This window comes from Methylophilus sp. 14, assembly GCF_015354345.1.
Lineage (GTDB): Bacteria > Pseudomonadota > Gammaproteobacteria > Burkholderiales > Methylophilaceae > Methylophilus.
Map to the genome: position 1 here is coordinate 247,236 of NZ_JADKYS010000003.1, position 21,876 is coordinate 269,111.

19 protein-coding genes and 1 tRNA gene are annotated in these 21,876 nt (G+C 49.2%); 12 read left to right on the plus strand and 8 right to left on the minus strand.

From position 1 onward, the window contains the following. Positions 1–66: 66 nt before the first annotated feature. The 10 genes from INP78_RS09500 to cheZ all read left to right on the plus strand — a co-directional run bounded on the left by INP78_RS09500 (position 67) and on the right by cheZ (position 13,873). Positions 67–3,093 carry a methyl-accepting chemotaxis protein gene (locus INP78_RS09500; RefSeq protein WP_194742195.1) on the plus strand — a complete coding sequence of 1,009 codons (3,027 nt, stop codon included), beginning with the start codon at positions 67–69 and terminating at the stop codon, positions 3,091–3,093. A 168-nt stretch (positions 3,094–3,261) separates the two neighbouring features. Then, positions 3,262–3,486 carry a hypothetical protein gene (locus INP78_RS09505; RefSeq protein ID WP_019882307.1) on the plus strand — a complete coding sequence of 75 codons (225 nt, stop codon included), beginning with the start codon at positions 3,262–3,264 and terminating at the stop codon, positions 3,484–3,486. Positions 3,487–3,698: 212 nt separating this feature from the next. After that, positions 3,699–6,395, plus strand: a complete 2,697-nt coding sequence (locus INP78_RS09510; RefSeq protein WP_194741954.1) for a methyl-accepting chemotaxis protein — start codon at positions 3,699–3,701, stop codon at positions 6,393–6,395. Positions 6,396–6,670: 275 nt separating this feature from the next. After that, positions 6,671–9,277, plus strand: coding sequence for a methyl-accepting chemotaxis protein (locus INP78_RS09515; RefSeq protein ID WP_305076180.1), 2,607 nt, complete (start codon positions 6,671–6,673; stop codon positions 9,275–9,277). A gap of 51 nt (positions 9,278–9,328) precedes the next feature. Next, positions 9,329–10,036: a formaldehyde-activating enzyme gene (fae, locus tag INP78_RS09520; protein ID WP_194741955.1), complete on the plus strand. Its 708-nt coding sequence runs from the start codon at positions 9,329–9,331 to the stop codon at positions 10,034–10,036. A 44-nt stretch (positions 10,037–10,080) separates the two neighbouring features. Then, on the plus strand, positions 10,081–10,980 hold the full coding sequence (locus tag INP78_RS09525) for a CheR family methyltransferase (protein WP_194741956.1): 900 nt from the start codon (positions 10,081–10,083) through the stop codon (positions 10,978–10,980). Then, positions 10,977–11,585, plus strand: coding sequence for a chemoreceptor glutamine deamidase CheD (gene cheD, locus INP78_RS09530; RefSeq protein WP_194741957.1), 609 nt, complete (start codon positions 10,977–10,979; stop codon positions 11,583–11,585). Before INP78_RS09525 ends, cheD begins: the two co-directional genes overlap by 4 nt. A gap of 24 nt (positions 11,586–11,609) precedes the next feature. Beyond that, the gene (locus INP78_RS09535; protein WP_194741958.1) at positions 11,610–12,680 is read left to right on the plus strand and encodes a chemotaxis response regulator protein-glutamate methylesterase; all 1,071 of its coding nucleotides are present in this window, start codon (positions 11,610–11,612) and stop codon (positions 12,678–12,680) included. A 111-nt stretch (positions 12,681–12,791) separates the two neighbouring features. Further along, positions 12,792–13,190 carry a chemotaxis response regulator CheY gene (cheY, locus tag INP78_RS09540; RefSeq protein WP_019882316.1) on the plus strand — a complete coding sequence of 133 codons (399 nt, stop codon included), beginning with the start codon at positions 12,792–12,794 and terminating at the stop codon, positions 13,188–13,190. A gap of 2 nt (positions 13,191–13,192) precedes the next feature. Continuing rightward, positions 13,193–13,873: a protein phosphatase CheZ gene (cheZ, locus tag INP78_RS09545; RefSeq protein WP_194741959.1), complete on the plus strand. Its 681-nt coding sequence runs from the start codon at positions 13,193–13,195 to the stop codon at positions 13,871–13,873. A 47-nt stretch (positions 13,874–13,920) separates the two neighbouring features. On the opposite strand, the gene INP78_RS09550 is transcribed toward cheZ, so the two are convergent. Then, on the minus strand, positions 13,921–14,301 hold the full coding sequence (locus INP78_RS09550) for a DUF779 domain-containing protein (protein WP_194741960.1): 381 nt from the start codon (positions 14,299–14,301) through the stop codon (positions 13,921–13,923). Positions 14,302–14,408: 107 nt separating this feature from the next. After that, positions 14,409–15,929, minus strand: coding sequence for an aldehyde dehydrogenase family protein (locus tag INP78_RS09555; RefSeq protein ID WP_194741961.1), 1,521 nt, complete (start codon positions 15,927–15,929; stop codon positions 14,409–14,411). Between the two features lie 323 nt (positions 15,930–16,252). Between INP78_RS09555 and INP78_RS09560 the strand changes: the two genes are divergently transcribed. Continuing rightward, a tRNA-Ser gene (locus INP78_RS09560) sits at positions 16,253–16,342 on the plus strand. 58 nt (positions 16,343–16,400) lie between these two features. On the opposite strand, the gene INP78_RS09565 is transcribed toward INP78_RS09560, so the two are convergent. From INP78_RS09565 to cmk, 6 genes are all read right to left on the minus strand, one after another. Next, positions 16,401–16,700, minus strand: coding sequence for a ComEA family DNA-binding protein (locus tag INP78_RS09565; RefSeq protein ID WP_194741962.1), 300 nt, complete (start codon positions 16,698–16,700; stop codon positions 16,401–16,403). 111 nt (positions 16,701–16,811) lie between these two features. Further along, a complete protein-coding gene (gene pyrF, locus INP78_RS09570; protein WP_194741963.1) occupies positions 16,812–17,507 on the minus strand; it encodes an orotidine-5'-phosphate decarboxylase in 696 nt (231 codons plus the stop codon). Between the two features lie 32 nt (positions 17,508–17,539). Next, complete coding sequence (gene lapB, locus INP78_RS09575) at positions 17,540–18,769, minus strand: lipopolysaccharide assembly protein LapB (protein ID WP_194741964.1); 1,230 nt, start codon at positions 18,767–18,769, stop codon at positions 17,540–17,542. A 130-nt stretch (positions 18,770–18,899) separates the two neighbouring features. Beyond that, complete coding sequence (locus tag INP78_RS09580) at positions 18,900–19,187, minus strand: integration host factor subunit beta (RefSeq protein ID WP_018985241.1); 288 nt, start codon at positions 19,185–19,187, stop codon at positions 18,900–18,902. Between the two features lie 14 nt (positions 19,188–19,201). Further along, positions 19,202–20,698, minus strand: coding sequence for a 30S ribosomal protein S1 (gene rpsA, locus INP78_RS09585; RefSeq protein WP_194741965.1), 1,497 nt, complete (start codon positions 20,696–20,698; stop codon positions 19,202–19,204). 177 nt (positions 20,699–20,875) lie between these two features. Then, positions 20,876–21,553, minus strand: coding sequence for a (d)CMP kinase (cmk, locus tag INP78_RS09590; RefSeq protein WP_194741966.1), 678 nt, complete (start codon positions 21,551–21,553; stop codon positions 20,876–20,878). 91 nt (positions 21,554–21,644) lie between these two features. Between cmk and INP78_RS09595 the strand changes: the two genes are divergently transcribed. Further along, positions 21,645–21,863 carry a DUF2061 domain-containing protein gene (locus INP78_RS09595; RefSeq protein ID WP_194741967.1) on the plus strand — a complete coding sequence of 73 codons (219 nt, stop codon included), beginning with the start codon at positions 21,645–21,647 and terminating at the stop codon, positions 21,861–21,863. Positions 21,864–21,876 lie beyond the last annotated feature (13 nt).

Genomic DNA, 21,876 nt, shown 5'->3' on the forward strand with positions numbered 1-21,876 from the left:
AATCAGAGGGTGAAAAAGTAATGCTTGTATCAATATTTTAGCTGTAATTTAATTTAGGAATCCATGATGACAATTGCAAAACGCATGTATCTTTTGATTGCCACTTGCGCATTAGCGATGGTGGTTCTGATCGGGGTCACCTTAAACGAAATCGTTAAAGTCTATGACACGACCAATCAAGCCAACGTGAATACTATCCCTAGTATTCTTGAACTGTCCAAAGCGCAAAACTACTATCAAAGATTGCGCCTGAATGTGTTGCGCCACGTGAGCGTGACCACGCCTGCCGAAAAGGAAAAATTGGCAACGCAAATTCAGGATCGTAAAACGGTTGTCGAAGAGTCACTGACGCACTACCAGGACCTGGTGTCTAGTGATCAGGACCAGGCATTGCTGACTGCTGAAAAAGAGATGCTGAATCGCTATTTTGTGCAAATGACGGATGTGTTGCGTTTGTCAGACATCGGTGCGCCTGAAGCGCCTGAGGCCTTGAAACAAGCTGACAAGCTGGCACTGGAAGTAGCTGACAAGATGGATGAGCATATGCTCTATAACCAGAAAACCAGCCTGGAGCTTGCTGCACATGCAGCCAGCATCAAACAGAGCGCCGTATGGCAATCCTCTGCCATTGCTTTGCTATGCCTAGCGGCGATTGTTGCGTTTGGCATGCTGATTACCAAACGTCTGCGTGCGCAACTGGGTGTTGAGCCAGGTGAGTTGGCACAGATTGCCCACAACCTGGTAGAGGGTAACCTGAACCAGAAAATTGCACTGGCGACTAACGATAAGTCTAGTGTTGCGTACTCTATTGTGGGCCTGCAACGTACATTGGATGGCCTGGTGCAATCACTGAATTACGTGAGCCAGCAACATGATGAAGGTGATATTGACTGCAATGTCGATCAATCTCGCTTTAAAGGTGGTTATTCTGAAATGGCCGCAGGCATCAATAAAATGGTGGCTGGCCATATTGCCATGAACCGCAGTGCGATTGAGGTAGTAAAAGCCTTTGGTGAAGGTAACCTGGATGTGCCATTGCAGAAATTCCCTGGCAAAAAAGCCTTTGTGAATGAGGCCATTGAGCAAGTCAGAGCCAATATCAAGGCATTGGTCGCGGATGTTGACGCATTGGCACACGGCGCAGTTGAAGGCAATTTGTCCGCACGTGCAGATGCCAGCAAATACCATGGTGATTTCCGTACTATTGTGCAAGGCATGAATAACACGCTGGATGCGCTGATTACGCCACTAAACGTGACCGCACGCTATATTGCGGATATTTCAAAAGGTGAGATCCCAGCCAAAATCAGTGATCATTACAATGGCGATTTCAATACCATTAAAAACAACCTCAACCAGTGTATTGATGCTATCAACACATTGATTTCAGAAATGACACACATGAGCTCCGAGCACGATATTGGTGAAATCGACGTGCGCATTAACGCCGCTAAATTCGAGGGTGCCTACCGTGTGATGGCTGAAGGTGTGAATGAAATGGTTGAAGAGCATATCAACACCAAGAAAAAAGCCATTGCATGTGTGAGTGGCATGGGTGAAGGTGATTTTGATGCGCCATTAGAGCAGTTCCCACGTAAGAAAGCCTTTATTAACGTGGCCATTGAGCAGGTGCGTAGCAACCTCAAGGCCTTGAACGACGATACTTTGATGCTGGCGGATGCCGCGAAAGAAGGTCGGATTACTGTTCGCGCTGATGCCAGCCGCCATCCGGGTGGTTTCAGCGATATCATCCAGGGCATTAACAATACGCTGGATCTGATTGTCGAACCGATTATGGCGGTTTCAGAAGCGGTTGAAACGATTACCACGGCTGCAAATGAAATCTCCAGTGGTAACTCCGACTTGTCCGCGCGTACCGAGCAACAGGCGTCCAGCCTGGAGCAAACAGCGGCGAGCATGGAAGAGTTAGCCTCTACCGTGAAACAGAATGCTGAGAACGCCAAACAGGCGAACCAGCTGGCACTGACAGCTTCAGGCGTCGCAGTCAAAGGCGGTGAAGTGGTCAACGAAGTGGTTGCCACCATGAGTGCCATTAACGAAAGTGCGAAAAAGATCGAGGACATCATCTCGGTGATTGACGGTATTGCCTTCCAGACCAACATCCTGGCCTTGAACGCTGCGGTAGAAGCGGCGCGTGCAGGTGAGCAGGGCCGTGGCTTTGCGGTGGTCGCTGGTGAAGTACGTAACCTGGCGCAACGCTCAGCCAGTGCCGCTAAAGAGATCAAAGAACTGATCACCGACTCTGTGAATAAAACCACAGAAGGCACCAAACTGGTCGAAAACGCGGGTAACACCATGGAAGAAGTGGTTTCCTCTGTACAGCGCGTGGCAGATATCATCAGTGAGATCTCTGCTGCATCTACCGAGCAGACCACGGGGATTGACCAGGTGAACCAGGCTGTGACCAGCATGGATGAAACTACGCAACAGAACGCGGCCTTGGTTGAAGAGGCAGCTGCTGCGGCTGAATCGCTGGTGGATCAGGCCAACCAACTGACTGCCGCTATCAGCCAGTTTAAACTTGACGGGCACAGTGTTGGTGGCCACGCAAGAAGCAGCACCCAGCATTATCAGGCACCATCCAAAACAGTTACGAGCTTCTCCGGTGCCCATGGAGGAGCCGTCGCAAAAAAGTTCTCTTTGGATGATGCGAGCAAGGCGCATGACCAATGGAAGACGCGCCTCATCGACTACATGAATGGACGGCACAAAGAAACGATCAATCATGCCGATGCAGCCAGCGACCATAAGTGCGATCTGGGTAAGTGGATATACGGCGAAGGCAAGCAGCACGGCCATCGCAAGGAGTTTAGAGAGCTGAAAGATGCGCATGCCCATTTTCACCAGAGTGTCGGTGAGATTGTCGAGTCGGTGGCGGCGAAAAATCTCGATAAAGCCAAGTTCTTGCTAGGCGGCGATTTCTCCAGGCGATCGAAGGAAACACATGCTGCGATTAATCAATTATCCAGAGTCTTGTCTGGTGGTGGTCATGCCCCACCTGCGGCGAGACCTGCCATGGCCAGTACCTTTAAGAAAACGGGCACCGATGATGGCGATTGGGAAGAGTTTTAACCCGGATTGATCCAGAAAAAGCCGACTGTTAAACAGTCGGCTTTTTTATTGTAACTAAAGTGTTAAACCCGCTGTTTATGGCTAAAGAATAAGCTGTGCCTGTCGTAAAAGTAACTAAGTGGTAAAGAATAACCACTGTTGTTTTTTGTTAAATCGTATGGAGACTTTATGAAAAAAACTTTGAACACAGCCCTGACTATCGTTGCGTTATCCGCTTTCTCGGCACCAATCTTCGCCGCTGAAGTATGTACCGTTTCGATGATGGGTCGCGTTTGTTATGAAGAAGGCAGTGCTGAACTGACTTCTTCACACATGAAAGGCGACGCAGTTGCAGAGGCCGGTGCTGCCAAGAAAAAAGTAGAAGTTGCTGACGCTTCAAAAGCGAAGAAATAATCGACTTTTTTCTGACAGAGAATCCCCCTGTTTTTAGGGGGATTTTTTATGGGTTTTCATCATGCGTCCTCGGCAGTAAAAGTAAAAACTTGAGCGAAAACAAAGCGGCGAAAACGGTGTTTATTAAGGTTTAGCTTGCCAGGGTATTAGCCGAAAATATAAGAAAGCCAAAATGGCTATAGAGATCAAAAACGGATTTAGGAGTCTAAATTATGAGTGTTGCTAAGAGAATGTACATTCTGATTGCCGTCGCAGCTTTGGGGTTGTTCCTGCTGGCGGGAGTGAGTTATTTTCAAACTGACCGGGTATTTAAATATACCAATTTTGCCAATGAAATGGCAGCGCCGAGTATTGAAATCCTCGACGACTCCTTGGGTGAGTTTGAAAAGCTCAACAGCCTGATTTGGCAGCATATGCTGAACACCGATAACGGTAAAATGCAGCTTATCGAAAAAGAAGTCGCTGAGACGCACGGTAAACTGATGGCCGCTTTGAAGCGCTATGACAACTTTATCAGCGATGCGCAAGATAAACAGTTGCTGGCCAAGGATTATGAGGCAATCAAAGCCTATGACGTGTTGGGCAGTAATACCCTGACCTTGTCACTCTCTAACAAGAAAACAGAGGCGAGAGATGCCTTGTTGGCAAACCAGGCGGTGATAGAGGGGGTACAAAAAGCCATCCGTGAGCACAGACAATTCAACAACAAGTTGGCCAAAGACAGTGCGACGCAAGCGGCTGTTGTTAAACAAAGCGCACTCTTTATGCTGATTGGCATTGCGCTGGCTGCATTAGCGGTGGTAGTGTCGATTGGTGTGTATATCAAACGTAATATGTTCAAGCAATTGGGCATGGAACCTGCTGAGTTAACAGTGATTGCGCGCAACTTTGTGGAAGGCAATCTGAACCAGAAAATTACCCTGCCAGAAGATGACAAGTCCAGTGTGGCTTACTCTATTCGTGTGCTGCAACGTACGCTGGATGGTTTGGTGCAATCCCTGGGCTATGTCAGCCAGCAACACGATGAAGGCGATATCGACTGCACCGTGGACGAAACACGCTTTAAAGGTGGTTATTCCGAGATGGCCGCAGGCATCAACAAAATGGTGGCTGGCCACATTGCGATGAACCGTAGTGCGATTGAAGTGGTGAAAGCGTTTGGTGAAGGCAATCTGGATGTGCCGCTGGAGCAGTTCCCAGGCAAGAAAGCGTTTGTGAATGAGGCGATTGAGCAAGTACGCAGCAATATCAAACGCCTGGTGAGCGATGCAGACCAACTGGCACACGCCGCGGTGGAAGGAAACTTGTCTACCCGTGCCAACGCCAGCCAGCACCAAGGTGACTTCCGCGCGATTGTGGAAGGCATGAACAGCACGCTGGATGCGGTGGTCAAACCATTGAATGTGACTTCAAGCTACCTGGATAACATTGCCAAAGGCGTGATCCCAGCCAGCATTCAAGACCAATACCCAGGCGATTACAGCCTGATTATCAACAACCTCAATACTTGTATTGCGGCGGTGAATGCACTGGTGGCCGATGCCAATAAACTGGCACAAGCTGCGCAGGATGGTCAGTTGTCTACCCGTGCCGATACCCATCAGCATAATGGTGACTTCCGTAAGGTGATTGAAGGCCTGAATGGCACGCTGGATGCAGTGGTCAAACCACTGACAGTGACTTCAGAATATCTGGACAATATTGCCAAAGGCCATATTCCAGCCACGATTTCTGAGCATTATCCAGGTGATTACAGCCAGATGATTACCAACCTGAATACCAGCATTGAAGCCGTGAATGCCTTGGTGGCTGACACCAGCATGCTGGCAGAAGCATCTAAAGAAGGCCGCATCACCGTGCGTGCCGACGTGGATAAACACAATGGTGATTTCCGCAAGATTATTGAAGGGGTGAACAACACACTGGATCTGATTGTAGAGCCGATTATTGCTGTCACCGAGGCAGTCGAAACGATCACAACAGCAGCGAATGAGATCTCCAGCGGTAACTCCGACTTGTCTGCCCGTACCGAGCAACAGGCGTCCAGCCTGGAGCAAACAGCGGCGAGCATGGAAGAGTTAGCCTCTACCGTGAAACAGAATGCTGAGAATGCCAAACAGGCGAACCAGCTGGCACTGACAGCTTCAGGCGTCGCAGTCAAAGGCGGTGAAGTGGTCAACGAAGTGGTTGCCACCATGAGTGCAATCAACGAAAGTGCGAAGAAGATCGAAGACATTATTTCTGTCATCGATGGCATTGCCTTCCAAACCAACATCCTGGCCTTGAACGCTGCGGTGGAAGCTGCACGTGCAGGCGAGCAGGGCCGTGGCTTTGCGGTGGTCGCTGGTGAAGTGCGTAACCTGGCGCAACGCTCAGCCAGTGCTGCGAAAGAGATTAAAGAGCTGATTACGGATTCTGTGAATAAAACCACAGAAGGCACCAAACTGGTCGAGAACGCGGGTAACACGATGGAAGAAGTGGTTTCCTCTGTACAGCGCGTGGCAGATATCATCAGTGAGATCTCTGCTGCATCTACCGAGCAGACCACCGGCATTGACCAGGTGAACCAGGCCGTGACCAGCATGGATGAAACCACGCAACAAAACGCGGCCTTGGTGGAAGAGGCAGCAGCAGCAGCTGAGTCCTTGGTTGATCAGGCCAACCAACTGGCCGATGCGGTTAGCCAGTTCAAGCTTGAAGGGCGTGTTGGCGGTGGCTTCGGCCACAGCAGCCAGTCCAGCGGTTTTAAAGCAAGCCATTCTGCGCCTGCGCCAACACCCTCGGTGTCTAGCAGTTTCAGTAGTGCATCGTCCGGGCGACCTGTGGCGGCACCCAAACCGCAGGCCAGCCCCGCGCCCAAGATATCGGCCAAAACAGGCACCGATGATAGTGATTGGGAAGAGTTTTAACAGGAAGTAAACCACAAAAAACCGGCTGTTGATGCAGCCGGTTTTTTGTTGGCTAAGGATCACGCACATCGCTGCCACGCCTTGTAAAAAGCCAGTCTGGCCATGATGCGCATTTGAATTTCTTTAGGGTTGCAATTACAGCAAAAGAGCCGAGATTCCCCTTTTTACAGGCAATTCAATTCGGGCCCGAATGTTGAATAATCATCAACATAGGCCAACAAACAAGATTAACAGGCCAGTAACCGGGATTTGGAATCAATTAAGGAGTGGCAAGCATGTCCTCACCATCGTTAAATACATTGGCGGGAAAACTCTCTCGCATGACACTGAAGTCACAGTTGGGCTTAATGCTGGCTGTGCTTGGTGGCGGTATTGTCACGACCAGTTACCTGGATAATTTAGGGGATCGTGAATTAGCGATTCAAGGCGCACATTATCAGCAAATCGTGAATCATAAAGATTTGATCGCTGATGTGTTACCACCGCCCGAATATTTGATTGAATCCTGGCTCACTGTGTTGGAAATGGTGTCTTTGAATCATCAGTCTTTGCAAGCGCTGGTGGATAAAGGCAACACCCTGAAAAAATCTTTTGAAGACCGTCGCCATTACTGGCAAACACAGTTGCCAGAATCTGCTTTGAAAAACACGGTGGTTGGCACTTTGTTTGAAAGCGGCAATGCATTTTTTAACGTGCGCGACAACGAGGTGATTCCTGCGATCCGCAGTGGTGATCAAAAGCAAATTGCTCAGGCGCTGGAAAGATTGCAGGCAGCGTATCAAAAGCATAGACTGGTCGTTGACGAAGTGGTCAAGCTGGCAAATGAAAGTGCTTTAAGCATAGAACAGCAAACGCCTGTACTGATGAACCAGAATGACTGGATGAATTACAGCCTCAACATTGGCTTGATTCTGTTTAGTGTGGCCCTAGGCGCCTTAATGATTGCGGCAATCAGACGCAATATCGGTGGCGAGACTTACCAAGCGCTCGACGCCGCAAAAAGCATCGCCAATGGTGACTTTAGCAGCAGTGCCGTGACGTATGGCGATGATAATGTGATCCAGGCCTTAAACCAGGCTAAAAAAACATTACGCATGCTGGATCAGCAAATGACGGATGTCGTGGCTGAGCATGCCAAAGGCAATATCAAGGCAATGATTGATGTCGACCAGTTTAGCGGCGAATATTGCAATATGGCACAGGAGATTAATCGCATGCTCAAGATGCATGCCGATATTCTGCGCAAAACCAGTGACTCCATGCAGTTGCTGGGGCAGGGCGATTTTAGTGCCCAGCTGGAGACCTTGCCTGGGGATTTAAATGCTTTAAATGTCAGTTTTGACAGCTTAAAGAATAACGTCAAAACACTGATTTCTGATATGGCGCAGCTCTCTGCGGCGCATGCACAAGGAGATATTGATGCATTGCTTGATATCAGCCAGTTTGATGGAGATTTTAAAGCCGTGGCGCAAGGCGTGAACCAGATGGTGACTGCCTACGTCAGCGATACCGAGAAGTTTATTGCGGTGATGGACAATATTGGCCGCGGCGACCTGACGGTACAGCTAGAAGCCATGCCTGGCCAAAAAGCGGCCATGAACAAGAGTGTAGACCGCATTCGCGGTAATCTCAAAGGCATTGTCGACTCAGTGAACTGGGTCAATGCCGAGCATGAAAAAGGCAATATTGACATGACCTTGCGTGCCGATATGTTCAAAGGCCAATTCTCGTTGCTGGCAACCAGCATCAACAATATCGTCGCCGGCCATATCGCACTCAACCAGAAAGCCATGGCCTGTGTGCAGGCGTTTGGTGATGGTAATTTTGATGCACCGCTGGAACAGTTCCCGGGCCAAAAAGCAAAAATCAATCAAACCATTGAGCAAGTGCGCAGCAATTTGAAAGCCTTGAATGCCGATGCACAAATGCTGGCAGAAGCGGCCCGTGAAGGCCGTGTGACGGTGCGCGCCAATGCGGCAAAACATCCTGGCGACTATCGCAAGATTGTCGAGGGCATGAATCAGACGTTGGACATGATCGTCGAGCCAGTGCTGACCGTGAAAACCGCCGCTGAATCTATCAATATTGCTGCCAAAGAAATCGCACAAGGCAATGCAGATTTAAGCCGACGCACCGAAGACCAGGCGGCTAACCTCGAAAAAACCGCTTCCAGCATGGATCAACTGGCGTCGACCGTGAAACAGAATGCCGATAACGCCAAACAGGCCAATCATCTGGCGGCGCAAGCCTCGGACGTCGCGGTCAAAGGCGGTGAAGTGGTCAATGCCGTGGTGAGCACCATGAGTGATATTAACGAAAGCGCACGCAAGATTGAAGACATTATTTCTGTCATCGACAGCATCGCTTTCCAGACCAATATTCTGGCCTTGAATGCCGCCGTAGAGGCCGCGCGAGCAGGTGAGCAGGGCCGAGGCTTTGCGGTGGTGGCTAACGAAGTGGGCAATTTGGCTCAGCGTTCGTCAGTGGCTGCCCGTGAAATTAAAGAGTTAATCACTGACTCCGTTAACAAAACCGCAGAGGGTAGTCGCCAGGTAGAAGAAGCCGGTAACACCATGCATGAAATTGTGGATTCTGTAAAACGCGTCAGTGTCATTATTGGTGAAATTGCATCCGCCTCCAATGAGCAAAGCGCTGGCATTGCCTTGGTCAATGATGCAGTAATTCGCATGGATGATGTGACACAACAAAATACTGCGTTAGTAGAACAGGCAGCCGCAGCAGCAGAATCGCTGATGGATCATGCCAATGAACTGGCAACCGCAGTAGGTGTATTTATTGTGGATGGGCATGCAAGCGTGCCTGGCCACAAATCAGGAAATGCAGGCTGGGACGAAGGATATCGTCAGGTCAGCAACGGTTAGGGCAAAAGTAATTGCCCTTTAATAAGTAGTACTTTAATCAGGAGTAAAAAAATGGCTGTGATTGATCGAGTGTTAATTGGTGAAGGTTTAGTGATTGAAGAGCGCCCAGAGGGTGGCTTGGATTTGAAAAATGTGGCGCACATTGACTTAATTATGGGCCCACGCGGTAGCGCTGCAGAAGACGCATTTTGTCGTACGCTCACCGACCAAAAACAAGGGGTAAACGGTTTATTGGCGATTGCAGCGCCAAACATGATGGTCAAACCAAACACAGTGATGTTTAACAAAGTGACCATTAAAGATGGCCGCCAAGCAACACAAATGTTTGGCCCAGCACAACGTGGCGTGGCTATGGCGGTGATGGATTGCGTGGCTGATGGCACGATTCCACTGGAAGAAGCGGATGACGTGTTTATCTGTGTTGGTGTCTTTATCGACAGCAAAGCAGACATGGATGACCGTATTCAGGACTGGAACTATCGTGCAACAAAAATGGCGATTAAAGCCGCGATTGCCCGTGAGCCTAAAGCCGCTGATGTGGTGAAACAATATAAAGAAGCCTTGCATCCATTTGCAGCGCAAACACCAGAGGCGCAAAACCGCCGCGCAGATGACCAGGCAGCTGCATTAGCCATCTCGCAAATGCAAGAGCGCAGCAAATATGCACGCACTAGCGCGGAAGCCAAAGCCAAGGAAGAAAAACAGATTGAATTGGCCATTGCACAAATGAAAGATCGTATCGATACCACAAAGGCTTAATCTTTAGCCAATGTTTAGCCAACGGATTTGCATAGGATAACGAAGTGAGTGCATTGAAAAAACAAGAACAGGAAGAGCGCGAGTTTTTGTTTACGCGCGATGATTTCGTCAGAATTAAAAGCCTGATTTATCGCCATGCAGGCATTTCATTATCCGATGCAAAGACCGATATGGTGTACAGCCGTATTGGTCGGCGGTTACGCGCACTGGATATGCTCAGCTTCAAACAGTATCTGGACACGTTGGAAAATAATAACAATGCAGATGAGTGGCAGGCATTTACCAATGCGCTGACCACGAATCTGACCTCATTCTTTCGGGAAGAACATCACTTTCCGATATTAGCGGAACATTTGAGCAAGCTCGCGGCACGCAAGCCTGCCAAACCGATACGCATCTGGTGTTCAGCGGCATCGACCGGGGAAGAACCTTATTCGATTGCCATCACCGCATGCGAAGCCTTTAATACACTCAAGCCGCCGGTTGAAATTATTGCTACTGACATTGATACCAATGTGCTGGCAACAGCCGCGGCAGGGGTTTACCCTCTGGATCGCATTAAAAAAATGGATGATGCCAGAGTACGCAAGTTTTTTGAACGCGGCACCGGCAAGCATGATGGCCTGGTGCGCATGAAAAAAGCCCTGCGTGAGTTGATTCACTTTCATCAGCTCAATTTGCTGGATACACAATGGCCATTTCATGATGGCTTTGATGTGATTTTTTGTCGCAATGTCATGATTTATTTTGACAAGCCGACGCAAGGCAAGATTATTGATAAATTTGTCACCTTAATGCATGAAGACAGCTTGTTGCTGGCCGGACACTCGGAAAACTTTTTGTATGTGTCCGATCACCTGCAACTGTTAGGAAAAACCGTCTATAAATTAAAAACCAGTGGCGCGGCACGTTCCAGCCTGTTTACGCATCGGAAATCGACATGAGTGTCATGCAAGAAGAAATTTCAACCACCCTGTATTTTGACCGGACGTTTAACACAAACGCCGCCAAAATCTCACCCGGTGAGTATTACTACACAGATAAAGACATGCTGATTGTCACGGTGCTTGGCTCGTGCGTGTCTGCCTGTATCCGCGATAGCCGTACCGGCATAGGTGGCATGAACCACTTTATGCTACCGGATGGGGCTGCAGCGGATAAAGACAGCCCGGTTTCTGAGTCTATGCGCTATGGCACGTATGCCATGGAAGTGCTGATTAACCAGTTATTGCGCAATGGTGCCAAACGTGAAAATTTGGAAGCGAAGATTTTTGGTGGCGGCAATGTGTTGCGCAGTTTTACCACCAATAACGTGGGCGACCGCAACGCGGCTTTCGTTAAAAAATACCTTAAAGATGAAGGTATTAAAGTGACTGGCGAAGACTTGCTGGATATCTATCCGCGCAAAGTCTACTTTTTCCCAAAAACGGGCAAAGTGCTGGTTAAAAAACTGAAACAACTGAACAACTACACCTTGGTCAAGCGCGAACAAGCTTACTCCAGCAAGCTGCAGACCAACGATGTGGGTGGCGATATCGATTTGTTTTAATAATAATTAAAAAGAGGGCATGCCATGAAAACAAAAGTGCTCGTGATAGATGATTCGGCACTGATCCGCAGTCTGCTGAGCGAGATTATCAATGACACCAAGGATCTGGAAGTGGTCGGTACCGCGCCGGATCCATTGGTGGCACGGGAAATGATCAAGCAATTGAACCCGGATGTATTGACCCTGGACGTGGAGATGCCACGCATGGATGGGTTGGATTTTCTGGAAAAACTCATGCGCTTGCGCCCGATGCCGGTGCTGATGGTGTCTACGCTAACCGAAAAAGGCTCTGAAATTACACTGCGTGCGCTGGAGCTGGGCGCGACAGACTTTGTGACCAAGCCTAAAATGGGCATTGCACAAGGCATGCAACAGTATGCGGACGAAATCACAGACAAAATCCGCACCGCCTCCAGGGCTAAAGTCAGTACTTTGCAAAGCATTGCCAAGGCGTCTAACACCCAGGTACAGCAAAATGCGATTCGTAATCCGCTGATCAGTAGTGAAAAGTTATTGATTATTGGCGCCTCCACTGGTGGTACCGAGGCGATTAAAGCCGTATTGATGCAAATGCCATCAGATTGCCCGGGTATCCTGATTACCCAGCATATGCCAGCCGGATTTACCAAGTCTTTTGCCGAGCGCCTGAACAGTTTGTGCAAAATTGCGGTGAAAGAAGCAGTGGATGGGGAGCGTGTCTTGCCAGGCCATGCGTATATCGCCCCAGGTGACAAACATTTGTTGCTGGCCAGAAGCGGGGCGAACTATGTGACCAAGCTGTCAGACAGCGAGCCGGTCAATAGACATAAACCTTCAGTCGATGTATTGTTTGATTCTGCAGCCATCAATGCGGGTAAAAACGCAGTGGGCATTATCCTCACTGGCATGGGCAAGGATGGCGCGGCTGGCATGCTGCGCATGAAGAATGCCGGTGCCTATAATTTTTCACAAAATGAAGAAAGCTGCGTAGTGTATGGCATGCCGCGCGAGGCAGTCGCGCATGGTGGCGTCCATGAGGTGGGGCATTTGAAAGACCTGCCGCGAATGGTGCTACATTATTTAGCTACTAATAGTGAACGTGCCCTGCGTGTGTAACGTAGCGGTGAACAAACAGGCAAATCCCGGTTTTATTGACAATAGCATTGCGTGTCATTTGTCAGATAATCAATGCTACGGGATAGGTAACTAATGATAGTGGAGTAACAAATGGGCAACCCTAATACAAAATTTCTGGTAGTGGACGACTTTTCCACCATGCGTAGAATCGTACGTAACCTGCTCAAGGAGTTGGGTTATAACAATGTGGAAGAGGCCGAAGATGGCGCTGATGCATTGAATAAACTGCGTAATGGTGATTTTGAGTTTGTGGTTTCGGACTGGAATATGCCGAACATGGATGGTTTAACCATGTTGCAGAATATCCGCGCGGATAACAAGCTCTCTAAATTGCCAGTACTGATGGTGACCGCCGAAGCGAAGAAAGAAAACATCATCGCAGCGGCACAGGCGAAAGCAAATGGTTATGTCGTGAAACCATTTACGGCAGCCACCCTGGAAGAGAAATTATCCAAAATCTTTGAAAAATTGGAAAAAGGCGAGGTGTAACCATGACCGAAGCTGTCAATCCTAATCAGGATAATATTGTCGTGGACATTGCTGCCACCATCATGCAAGACCTGAATGGAAATCAACAAGAAGAAATGATCAGCCGGATTGGTCACATGACACGCTCGCTGCATGACAGCTTGAGTGGCTTGGGCTATGACAAAGTACTTGAACAGGTCGCCCAGGAAATCCCTGATGCACGTGACCGTTTGAGCTATGTCGCTAAAATGACAGAGCAGGCTGCAGAGCGTGTGTTAAATGCCACAGACCAGGCCACACCATTGCAATCTGAATTGGCAGACCGTGCAGCAGCATTAAAGCAGCGTTGGGAAGAAGTGATGCAGCGCGCTTCGTTAAAGTCGGAATACGATGCCGTGGTGCAAGAAACTTTTGCCTATTTAGCCATGGCCAACGAACATACTACCACGACGAAGTCGTTGCTGATGGATATCATGATGGCGCAGGACTTTCAGGATCTGACTGGTCAGGTGATTAAGAAAGTCACCAACCTGGCACAAGACCTGGAAAGACAACTGGTGCAGGTGCTGGTTGACTTTGCGCCACAGGTGAAAAAAGATGATGAGTCATTGTTAAATGGCCCACAAATTGACCCGCATAATACGGTCGATGTGGTTGCCAATCAAGAACAAGTAGATGATCTGCTGGAAAGTCTGGGATTCTAATCTTGTGTGGTCGTATCAAAAAAGGCATCCTTGGATGCCTTTTTTATTTACTGCAAGCCTATGCGTTGCTCAGGCTGCAACTGCGTCAACTCTTCATCTGAATATAAACGGCCACGTGTAATAAACGCCATGCCACTGCCACAATCCAGTGAAAATGAGCCGCTGGAACCAGGCATCGCATCCAGTATGGTATGCGTGCTGTGCATAAAGCTGAAATGGCTATCGCTCATGTAAAAAATGGCGCCGCCAGGTAAGTCACCCAGCTTCACGTCTGCCGGGCTAGGCCTGAATTCTGCGGCTGGCAGACACATCGGACCGCTGCCTTCGCAACAGCCACCAGACTGGAAAAAAACGATAGGGCCATGTTGTGCCGTCAGTTGTTCAATCAGTGCAACGGCCGCTGGTGTTGCAGAAACGCGCTCAGTCATAGATCTCTCCCCGTTGATCTTGCCATCATGACATTATAGATAAAAAAAGGAGCGAAAAATTCGCTCCTTTTTTAAGCCTTCATACTTGTCTGGCGTTTACCCGGAAATTAGAAGAATCCCAATTTTTTCGGGCTGTAGCTGACCAGCATGTTTTTGGTTTGCTGGTAGTGATCCAACATCATTTTGTGGGTTTCACGGCCAATACCAGACTCTTTGTAGCCACCAAATGCGGCGTGGGCAGGGTAGGCGTGGTAACAGTTGGTCCAGACACGGCCAGCCTTAATGCCACGGCCCATGCGATACGCACGGCTGCCGTCACGTGTCCATACGCCTGAACCCAGGCCGAAGATAGTGTCGTTAGCAATGCTCAAGGCTTCAGCTTCGTCTTTAAACGTCGTCACAGCCAAGACTGGTCCAAAAATTTCTTCCTGGAAGATACGCATTTTGTTATGGCCTTTGAACAGCGTTGGCTTGATGTAATAGCCTTCTGCCAAATCACCGCCCAGAATATTGCGCTCGCCACCACACAGTTGCTGCGCGCCTTCCTGACGGCCGATGTCCATGTACGACAGAATCTTGTTCACCTGGTCTTGAGAGGCTTGTGCACCTATCATGGTGTTTGGATCCAGCGGGTTGCCTTGCTTGATCGCGGCCACGCGTGGCAATACACGCTCCATAAACTTGTCGTAAATGGATTCCTGGATCAATGCACGGGAAGGGCAGGTACAGACCTCGCCCTGGTTAAAGGCAAACAGCACCAAGCCTTCAACGGCTTTGTCCAAAAAGTCATCATCCGCGTCCATGATGTCTTCAAAAAAGACGTTAGGTGATTTGCCGCCCAGCTCCAGCGTCGCAGGAATCAGGTTGTTGGCCGCAGCCTGGGCGATATAACGGCCAGTGGCGGTTGAGCCGGTAAAAGCGATTTTGGCGATACGTTTGCTGGTAGACAACGGCGCGCCGACTTCACGGCCAAAGCCATTCACCACGTTGATGACGCCAGGTGGCAGCAAATCTGCAATCACTTCCATCAGAATCAACAAGCTGATCGGGGTGAACTCTGCAGGTTTCATCACCACTACGTTACCCGCAGCCACCGCTGGTGCCAGTTTCCAGGCCGCCATCAGGATAGGGAAGTTCCATGGAATAATCTGGCCAACGACGCCCAGCGGTTCATGGAAGTGATAAGCCACGGTGTTTTCATCCAGCTCACTGATGCTGCCTTCTTGCGCGCGCAACGCACCGGCAAAGTAGCGGAAGTGGTCAGCGGCTAACGGGATGTCAGCATTCAGCGTTTCACGAATCGGTTTGCCATTGTCCACGGTTTCTGCAGTGGCAATCAGTTCAAGGTTTTGCTCAATGCGATCAGCAATTTTCAACAAGAGGTTAGAACGTTCAACGACTGAAGTTTTGCCCCATTTGTCTGCCGCCGCATGTGCCGCGTCTAATGCCAGCTCGACATCTTCAGCGCTGGAGCGTGCAGCCTGGGTATATGGCTTACCGGTAATGGGTGAAATCACATCAAAATATTCACCTTTGACCGGTGCAACCCATTTGCCACCGATAAAGTTGTCATACTTGGCTTTGTATGGGACTTTGACGCCCATCGCCTTAAGAAGATCCAAACTCATAGTTACTCCTGTACTTTTTCTATTAATGTTGTAGCAAAACTGCTCTCCAAACCGCTTGCATCAAATCGCAATTAGCTATCGCGATAAACATGCCTTAACACCTTATTTTACAAGGCTTAGGCGACTGTTTGTGTGCTAAACATTAAACCTTCATGCTGACAAAAGCAAGCCTTTTTAGATAAGTTTTTGATGATTTATAAGAGTGCTGAGTGGTGTTATAGAGTGCGATTTTATGGCCTGTTTTGACCTATGCGCGCCTGAAAAAAATCCATTAAATTGTTTGGCGGCAAAGAGTTTTATGGGCTATAATCGCGCCTTCTTTCGGAGAGATGGATGAGCGGTTTAAGTCACCACCCTGGAAAGGTGGCATAGGGGCAACTCTATCGAGGGTTCGAATCCCTCTCTCTCCGCCAAATATAAAAAGCACCCATTGGGTGCTTTTTTGTTTTTACGACTTAAGCCGCAGTATGACTATTTCTTTTTATCCACTTTGATCGTTTCTGCAGGTGCTGGCTTTTTACCGCTAATGCTGACATCTTTCTTCAGGTTGGCTAATGTTGCCTGACCAATGCCCGGTACCTGATCGAGTTCATCCACAGATTTAAAGCCACCACTTTTTTTGCGATATTCAATGATGGCCTGTGCTTTCGCTGGGCCAATGCCATTCAGGGTCTCTAATTCGGCCTGGCTTGCCGTGTTGATATCGACGACTGCATAAGCGGCTGGTAACAGAATGAAATACAGTAAATAAGCCAATATGGTTTGTTTCATAGTGCCTCCGTATGGTCAAAAATAAAAAAACAGGCTGAAGTTGCCTGTTTTTTATTCTACTGACTCGCTATGGATGCGAATGCACATGCGGCCCAATATTGTTAATTTATGCTAAATATTTTTAATTATTGCGTTTAGTGCAACAAGTGGATCAGCCGCTTTTGTAATAGGGCGCCCAATCACCAGGTAGTGTGCGCCTAGATTTAATGCATCCTCTGGTGTGACGATTCTGGTTTGGTCGTCCTGGCTCGCATCACGCGGGCGGATACCAGGCGTCACCAGGCAAAAGGCCGCACCTAAAGCCTGTTTAAGCATGCGCGCTTCTTGTGCTGAGCAGACAACACCATTTAAACCGGCCTGTTGCGTCATGGTGGCCAGTGCTAACACGTGCTCGTTGAGAGAGCGTTGAATCCCTAAGCTGTGCAAGGTGGCTTCATCCATGCTGGTTAATACGGTGACGGCAATGAGCAAAGGGGCCTGGTTGCCAAAGGCTTTGTCCAGCCCTTCGCGTGCGGCTTGCATCATAGGCAAGCCACCACTGGCATGCACGTTTAACATCCAGACGCCAAGGTTAGCTGCCGCCTGGCAGGCTTTGGCGACGGTGTTAGGAATATCGTGGAATTTTAAATCCAGGAAAACATCATATTCGCGTTTGACCAGCGACTCCACGAATGCAGGGCCAGCCGCAGTAAATAACTCTTTGCCGACTTTGAGCTTGCAGAGTGTGGGATCCAGGCGATCAACCAGGGCGGTGGCAGATGCAGCATCAGCGTAGTCCAGGGCGACAATAATTTTGCTATCAGTCATAAAAGGTGATTCGTATATTCGGTTAATAAAGACTACTTGCGTTTGAGTAGCTTGATATCTCTGATGGTTGCCTCAGTGGGCTCTGGGGGGAGCGACTCCCAGGCGTTACAGGCTGGGCATTGCCAGTGATATTGTTTGGCGCGGAAGCCGCACTGGTCACAATAGTAGGCAGCACGGTCACCAATGGCGTTGCGCACCGTCTGTTGCATTAATTGCAGGTCGTGCTGTTCGTCATCGAGCATGGCGCGCGCTTGTAAGAGCTGGTCCAGCGATTTCAGGCTGGGTTTCCGTATCAGCTCATTACGCGCCAGTTTGGCTGCTTTGTCAGCGCCTTCTGCTTGCAACGTTGCTTCATAAAGCACGGACATCATGCTACTGATTTGATAGGTTTCCAGGTACTGGTGTAATTGGTTCAAGCCTTCGCTCAGCCCTTTGCTGACTTTGCTAGATTCAGTATCGCTTTCACCATAAAGCAATGAGTAGCTCTTGAGCATTTTTTGCGCCACCAGCCCCAAGTGTTCCGGCGCCTGCATTTCAATGCGCTTCCAGAAGGCGATGGCGTCTGTATGATGGCCTTGTTGCGCGGCGATATCACCTAACAACACGTTGGCACGCACACAGTTCTTATTGGCATCTAGCGCTTGTTCCAGTTGTGTTTTTGCATGCGCCCAATCCTGGCGAATCATCGCATTGGCAGCCAGCTCGCAATAATATTGCGCGACCTCTTTGCGGTAAGAGATACCGGAGGAACGTTCTAACTCAATGGCAATCGCAATCGCTTCTGACCATTCGCGTTCTTTGACGTAGATTTCAAGCAAATGCCGTAACGCGGCTTGTTCATAGCGTGTATGACGCAAGGTTTTAAAAATCTCTTCAGCGCGGTCATACAAACCAGCTTTAAAGTAATCCTGTGCGAGCTCGACCTTGATGGAGGTAGATTGTTGCTCGGTCAGCTCATAATTTTCGAGCAAATTCATATGCAGGTGAATAGCACGGTCGGTTTCACCGGTGCGGCGGAACAGGCTACCAAGCACAAAGTGCAGTTCGAGGGAGTCTTTGTTCAGGTACAGCGCTTCGCTAAACGCATCCACCGCTTTGTGATACTGGTCTGCAATCAACAGATTGAGGCCTTTAAAATAGGTGGCTGGCAGTGAGGTAGATTCAGCAATCAATTGCTTGATATCGACACGGGCGGCAATCCAGCCCAGTGTAAAAAACAGCGGCAGAATCAATAGCCACCAATATTCAAATTCAACCAGCATAGGGGGTCTCTTTTCAGGTCAGGCTTTATTTTACCCAAGCAGTTGGCGATGCGCTATGTATAGCGTTCATCATAGGTAAAAAAAACGGTATCCGAAGATACCGTTTTTTGCTTACTACTTAATCAAAAAATTAAGATTCGATAGCGTCCACGCGGTCACGCAGCTCTTTACCCGCTTTAAAGTGTGGTACGTATTTAGCCGGCACCTGCACCTTGGTGCCGGTTTTCGGGTTACGTCCCAGACGAGGCGGGCGGTAGTTGAGGCTAAAGCTGCCAAAACCGCGAATTTCGATACGCTCACCCGTCGCCAGGTTTTCCGTCATTGCATCGAGGATGGTTTTGACGGATAACTCGGCATCTTTCAGCACTAATTGCGGAAAGCGCTGGGCAAGCAGGTCTATCAGTTCAGATCGTGTCATGATCTAAAGCCTTCTTATTTTTTGCTGTCCAGCTTGGCTTTCAACAAAGCACCCAAGTTGGTTGTGCCAGCAGAAGCTTCGTCGATCATCACGTCGTCAGCTTTTGCTTTTTTGGCTTTTGGTTTGCCAGATTTGTCGTCACCAATCGGGGCGCTGTTGCCGCTAGGATCTTCGGTCAGCTGTTTAACGCCCAGAGAGATACGCTCTTTCTCAACGTCAATGCCCAGGATAACGGCTTGCAGCTCGTCACCTTTTTTGAAGTTGCGGATTGCTTCTTCGCCAGATTGAGTCCATGACAGGTCAGACAAGTGTACCAAACCATCGATGCCACCTGGCAAGCCGATGAATACGCCAAAGTCAGTGATAGACTTGATTTGGCCAGATACTTTGTCGCCTTTAGCGTGCGTTGCAGCGAAATCATCCCATGGGTTTGGTTTGCACTGTTTCATGCCCAGGGACAGACGACGACGGTCTTCGTCGATTTCCAGGATCATCACTTCAACTTCGTCGCCCAATTGAGCGATTTTGCCTGGGTGAATGTTCTTGTTAGTCCAGTCCATTTCAGACACGTGTACCAAACCTTCAATGCCTGGTTCTACTTCAACGAACGCGCCGTAGTCAGTCAGGTTAGATACTTTACCGAACAGGCGTGTGCCTACTGGGTAACGGCGGCTCAATGCCACCCATGGGTCGTCGCCCAATTGTTTGATGCCCAGAGAAACACGGTTTTTCTCTTGGTCGAATTTCAGGATCTTGGCTTCAACTTCTTCACCAACGGTCAGCACTTCTGATGGGTGCTTCACACGGCGCCATGCCAGGTCAGTGATGTGCAACAGGCCATCGATACCACCCAGATCCACGAACGCGCCGTAGTCAGTGATGTTTTTAACGATACCTTTGATCACAGCACCTTCGGTCAGGCTGCCCAACAGTGCTTCACGGTCGGCACCCAGGGTGTCTTCCATCACTGCGCGGCGTGAAACCACGATGTTGTTACGCTTGCGATCCAGTTTGATGACTTTGAAGTCCCACTCTTTGTTTTCGTAAGGAGTAGTGTCTTTAACCGGACGAATGTCTACCAGTGAGCCTGGCAAGAATGCCATGATGCCGCTGACAGAAACACGCAGACCGCCTTTAACACGGCTGCTCACAAAACCTTTGACCACGCGGCCTTCGTTCATGGCTTCTTCCAGATCCAGCCATGCTTGCATTTTCTTCGCTTTTTCGCGAGAAAGTTGTGTAGAACCAAAACCATCTTCCAGTTTTTCGATCGCTACTTTAACGAAGTCGCCAACGGCAACTTCCAGTTCGCCTTGTGCATTTTTGAATTCACCAGCGTTGATCACGCTTTCGGATTTCAAGCCAGCGTTCACGATAACGAAATCGTTGTCTACAGACACTACTTCGGCGGTGATTACTTCACCTGCGCGCATTTCCTGGCGTGCCAGGCTTTCTTCGAAGAGGGCTGCAAAAGATTCCATGGAAGAGGATGTATTAGAAATAGAAGCCATTAAAAAATTGTCCAATTTTTACTCGCATGAAAGACAGACATCCTTCAGCGAGCCACTGTTACGCAAGTGCGCAAGCAATGGAAAAGGTTAAAAAATATTGCCCAAGCATGACTTGAGCAATCCGAATCCAAAACTATACACAAAAAAATTATTGAGTTCAATGACTTAAGCGGTTTTTTATGCGGTTTGGCCGGCTTTTTTAAAGGCTTCGATAATGATGTTCACGGCTTGCTCGATATTCTTGTCCGTGGTGTCGAGCAAAATGGCATCTGGTAATTGTTTCAAAGGGGCGGCCGCACGCTGGCTATCGCGTAGATCTCGCTGTTGCAAATCAGCCAGGATCAGGTCGTAATCGGCTGTTTCGCCACGGTTGATGAGCTGGTCGTAGCGGCGTTTGGCGCGGGTTTCGACTGCGGCCGTCAGGAAAATTTTCAATCCTGCATCCGGAAAAATCACCGAGCCGATGTCACGGCCATCACCTACCAGCCCAGGGGCTTGTCTGAAGTCGCGTTGTGTCTGCAGCAAGGCCGTCCGCACGTCGGGATGCACAGCCACTTCGGACGCACCTTTGCCCATTTGCTCGGTGCGGATATGGGCGCTGACTTGTACGCCATCCAGGTAAGCCTCACCGTTGTCGAATTTGATATCCAGTTTGGCGGCAATCTCAGCCAGCTTGCTGGCGTCAGACCAGGCGACATTCTGTTGGTAGGCTGCATACGCCAGCAGGCGGTAAATGGCTCCGGAATCCAGGTAGTGGAAGCCAAAGTGTTTGGCGACTCGTTCGGCCACGCTGCCTTTACCAGACGCAGAGGGGCCATCAATGGCGATAACAGGTGGAAGGTTGGTGTTTATCATAAATTTTATTTATCAATTACTTTAAAACAATGAATTGGATTTTTGTTTTGTGCTTTTGTAACATGAAGCCATCGTATTCAAGGAGTTCACCATGATTAAAACCGCCTCATTTGCCATGCTGCATTTTAGCGTTGCATTTACCATTGCCTACCTGTTCACCGGCAGCATTCTGGTAGGTGGTCTGATGGCACTGGTGGAGCCTGCCTGCAATACCGTTGTGTTTTACTTTCACGAGCGGGCCTGGCAGCGTCACCAGCATGGCGCAACGCCTGCCGAGCCTGATGAGCACGAATGGGCTTACGCCGCCTGATCAGGCATAGGCT

Bases quoted from the DNA above. Each gene is read 5' to 3' on its own strand.
- rpsA (WP_194741965.1), bottom strand. From the start codon at position 20,698: ATGGCTTCTATTTCTAATACATCCTCTTCCATGGAATCTTTTGCAGCC.
- INP78_RS09595 (WP_194741967.1), top strand. From the start codon at position 21,645: ATGATTAAAACCGCCTCATTTGCCATGCTGCATTTTAGCGTTGCATTT.
- INP78_RS09550 (WP_194741960.1), bottom strand. From the start codon at position 14,301: ATGACTGAGCGCGTTTCTGCAACACCAGCGGCCGTTGCACTGATTGAA.
- INP78_RS09515 (WP_305076180.1), top strand. From the start codon at position 6,671: ATGTCCTCACCATCGTTAAATACATTGGCGGGAAAACTCTCTCGCATG.
- INP78_RS09555 (WP_194741961.1), bottom strand. From the start codon at position 15,929: ATGAGTTTGGATCTTCTTAAGGCGATGGGCGTCAAAGTCCCATACAAA.
- cheY (WP_019882316.1), top strand. From the start codon at position 12,792: ATGGGCAACCCTAATACAAAATTTCTGGTAGTGGACGACTTTTCCACC.
- INP78_RS09510 (WP_194741954.1), top strand. From the start codon at position 3,699: ATGAGTGTTGCTAAGAGAATGTACATTCTGATTGCCGTCGCAGCTTTG.
- lapB (WP_194741964.1), bottom strand. From the start codon at position 18,769: ATGCTGGTTGAATTTGAATATTGGTGGCTATTGATTCTGCCGCTGTTT.
- fae (WP_194741955.1), top strand. From the start codon at position 9,329: ATGGCTGTGATTGATCGAGTGTTAATTGGTGAAGGTTTAGTGATTGAA.
- cheZ (WP_194741959.1), top strand. From the start codon at position 13,193: ATGACCGAAGCTGTCAATCCTAATCAGGATAATATTGTCGTGGACATT.
- pyrF (WP_194741963.1), bottom strand. From the start codon at position 17,507: ATGACTGATAGCAAAATTATTGTCGCCCTGGACTACGCTGATGCTGCA.
- INP78_RS09565 (WP_194741962.1), bottom strand. From the start codon at position 16,700: ATGAAACAAACCATATTGGCTTATTTACTGTATTTCATTCTGTTACCA.
- INP78_RS09500 (WP_194742195.1), top strand. From the start codon at position 67: ATGACAATTGCAAAACGCATGTATCTTTTGATTGCCACTTGCGCATTA.
- INP78_RS09505 (WP_019882307.1), top strand. From the start codon at position 3,262: ATGAAAAAAACTTTGAACACAGCCCTGACTATCGTTGCGTTATCCGCT.
- cmk (WP_194741966.1), bottom strand. From the start codon at position 21,553: ATGATAAACACCAACCTTCCACCTGTTATCGCCATTGATGGCCCCTCT.
- cheD (WP_194741957.1), top strand. From the start codon at position 10,977: ATGAGTGTCATGCAAGAAGAAATTTCAACCACCCTGTATTTTGACCGG.
- INP78_RS09535 (WP_194741958.1), top strand. From the start codon at position 11,610: ATGAAAACAAAAGTGCTCGTGATAGATGATTCGGCACTGATCCGCAGT.
- INP78_RS09580 (WP_018985241.1), bottom strand. From the start codon at position 19,187: ATGACACGATCTGAACTGATAGACCTGCTTGCCCAGCGCTTTCCGCAA.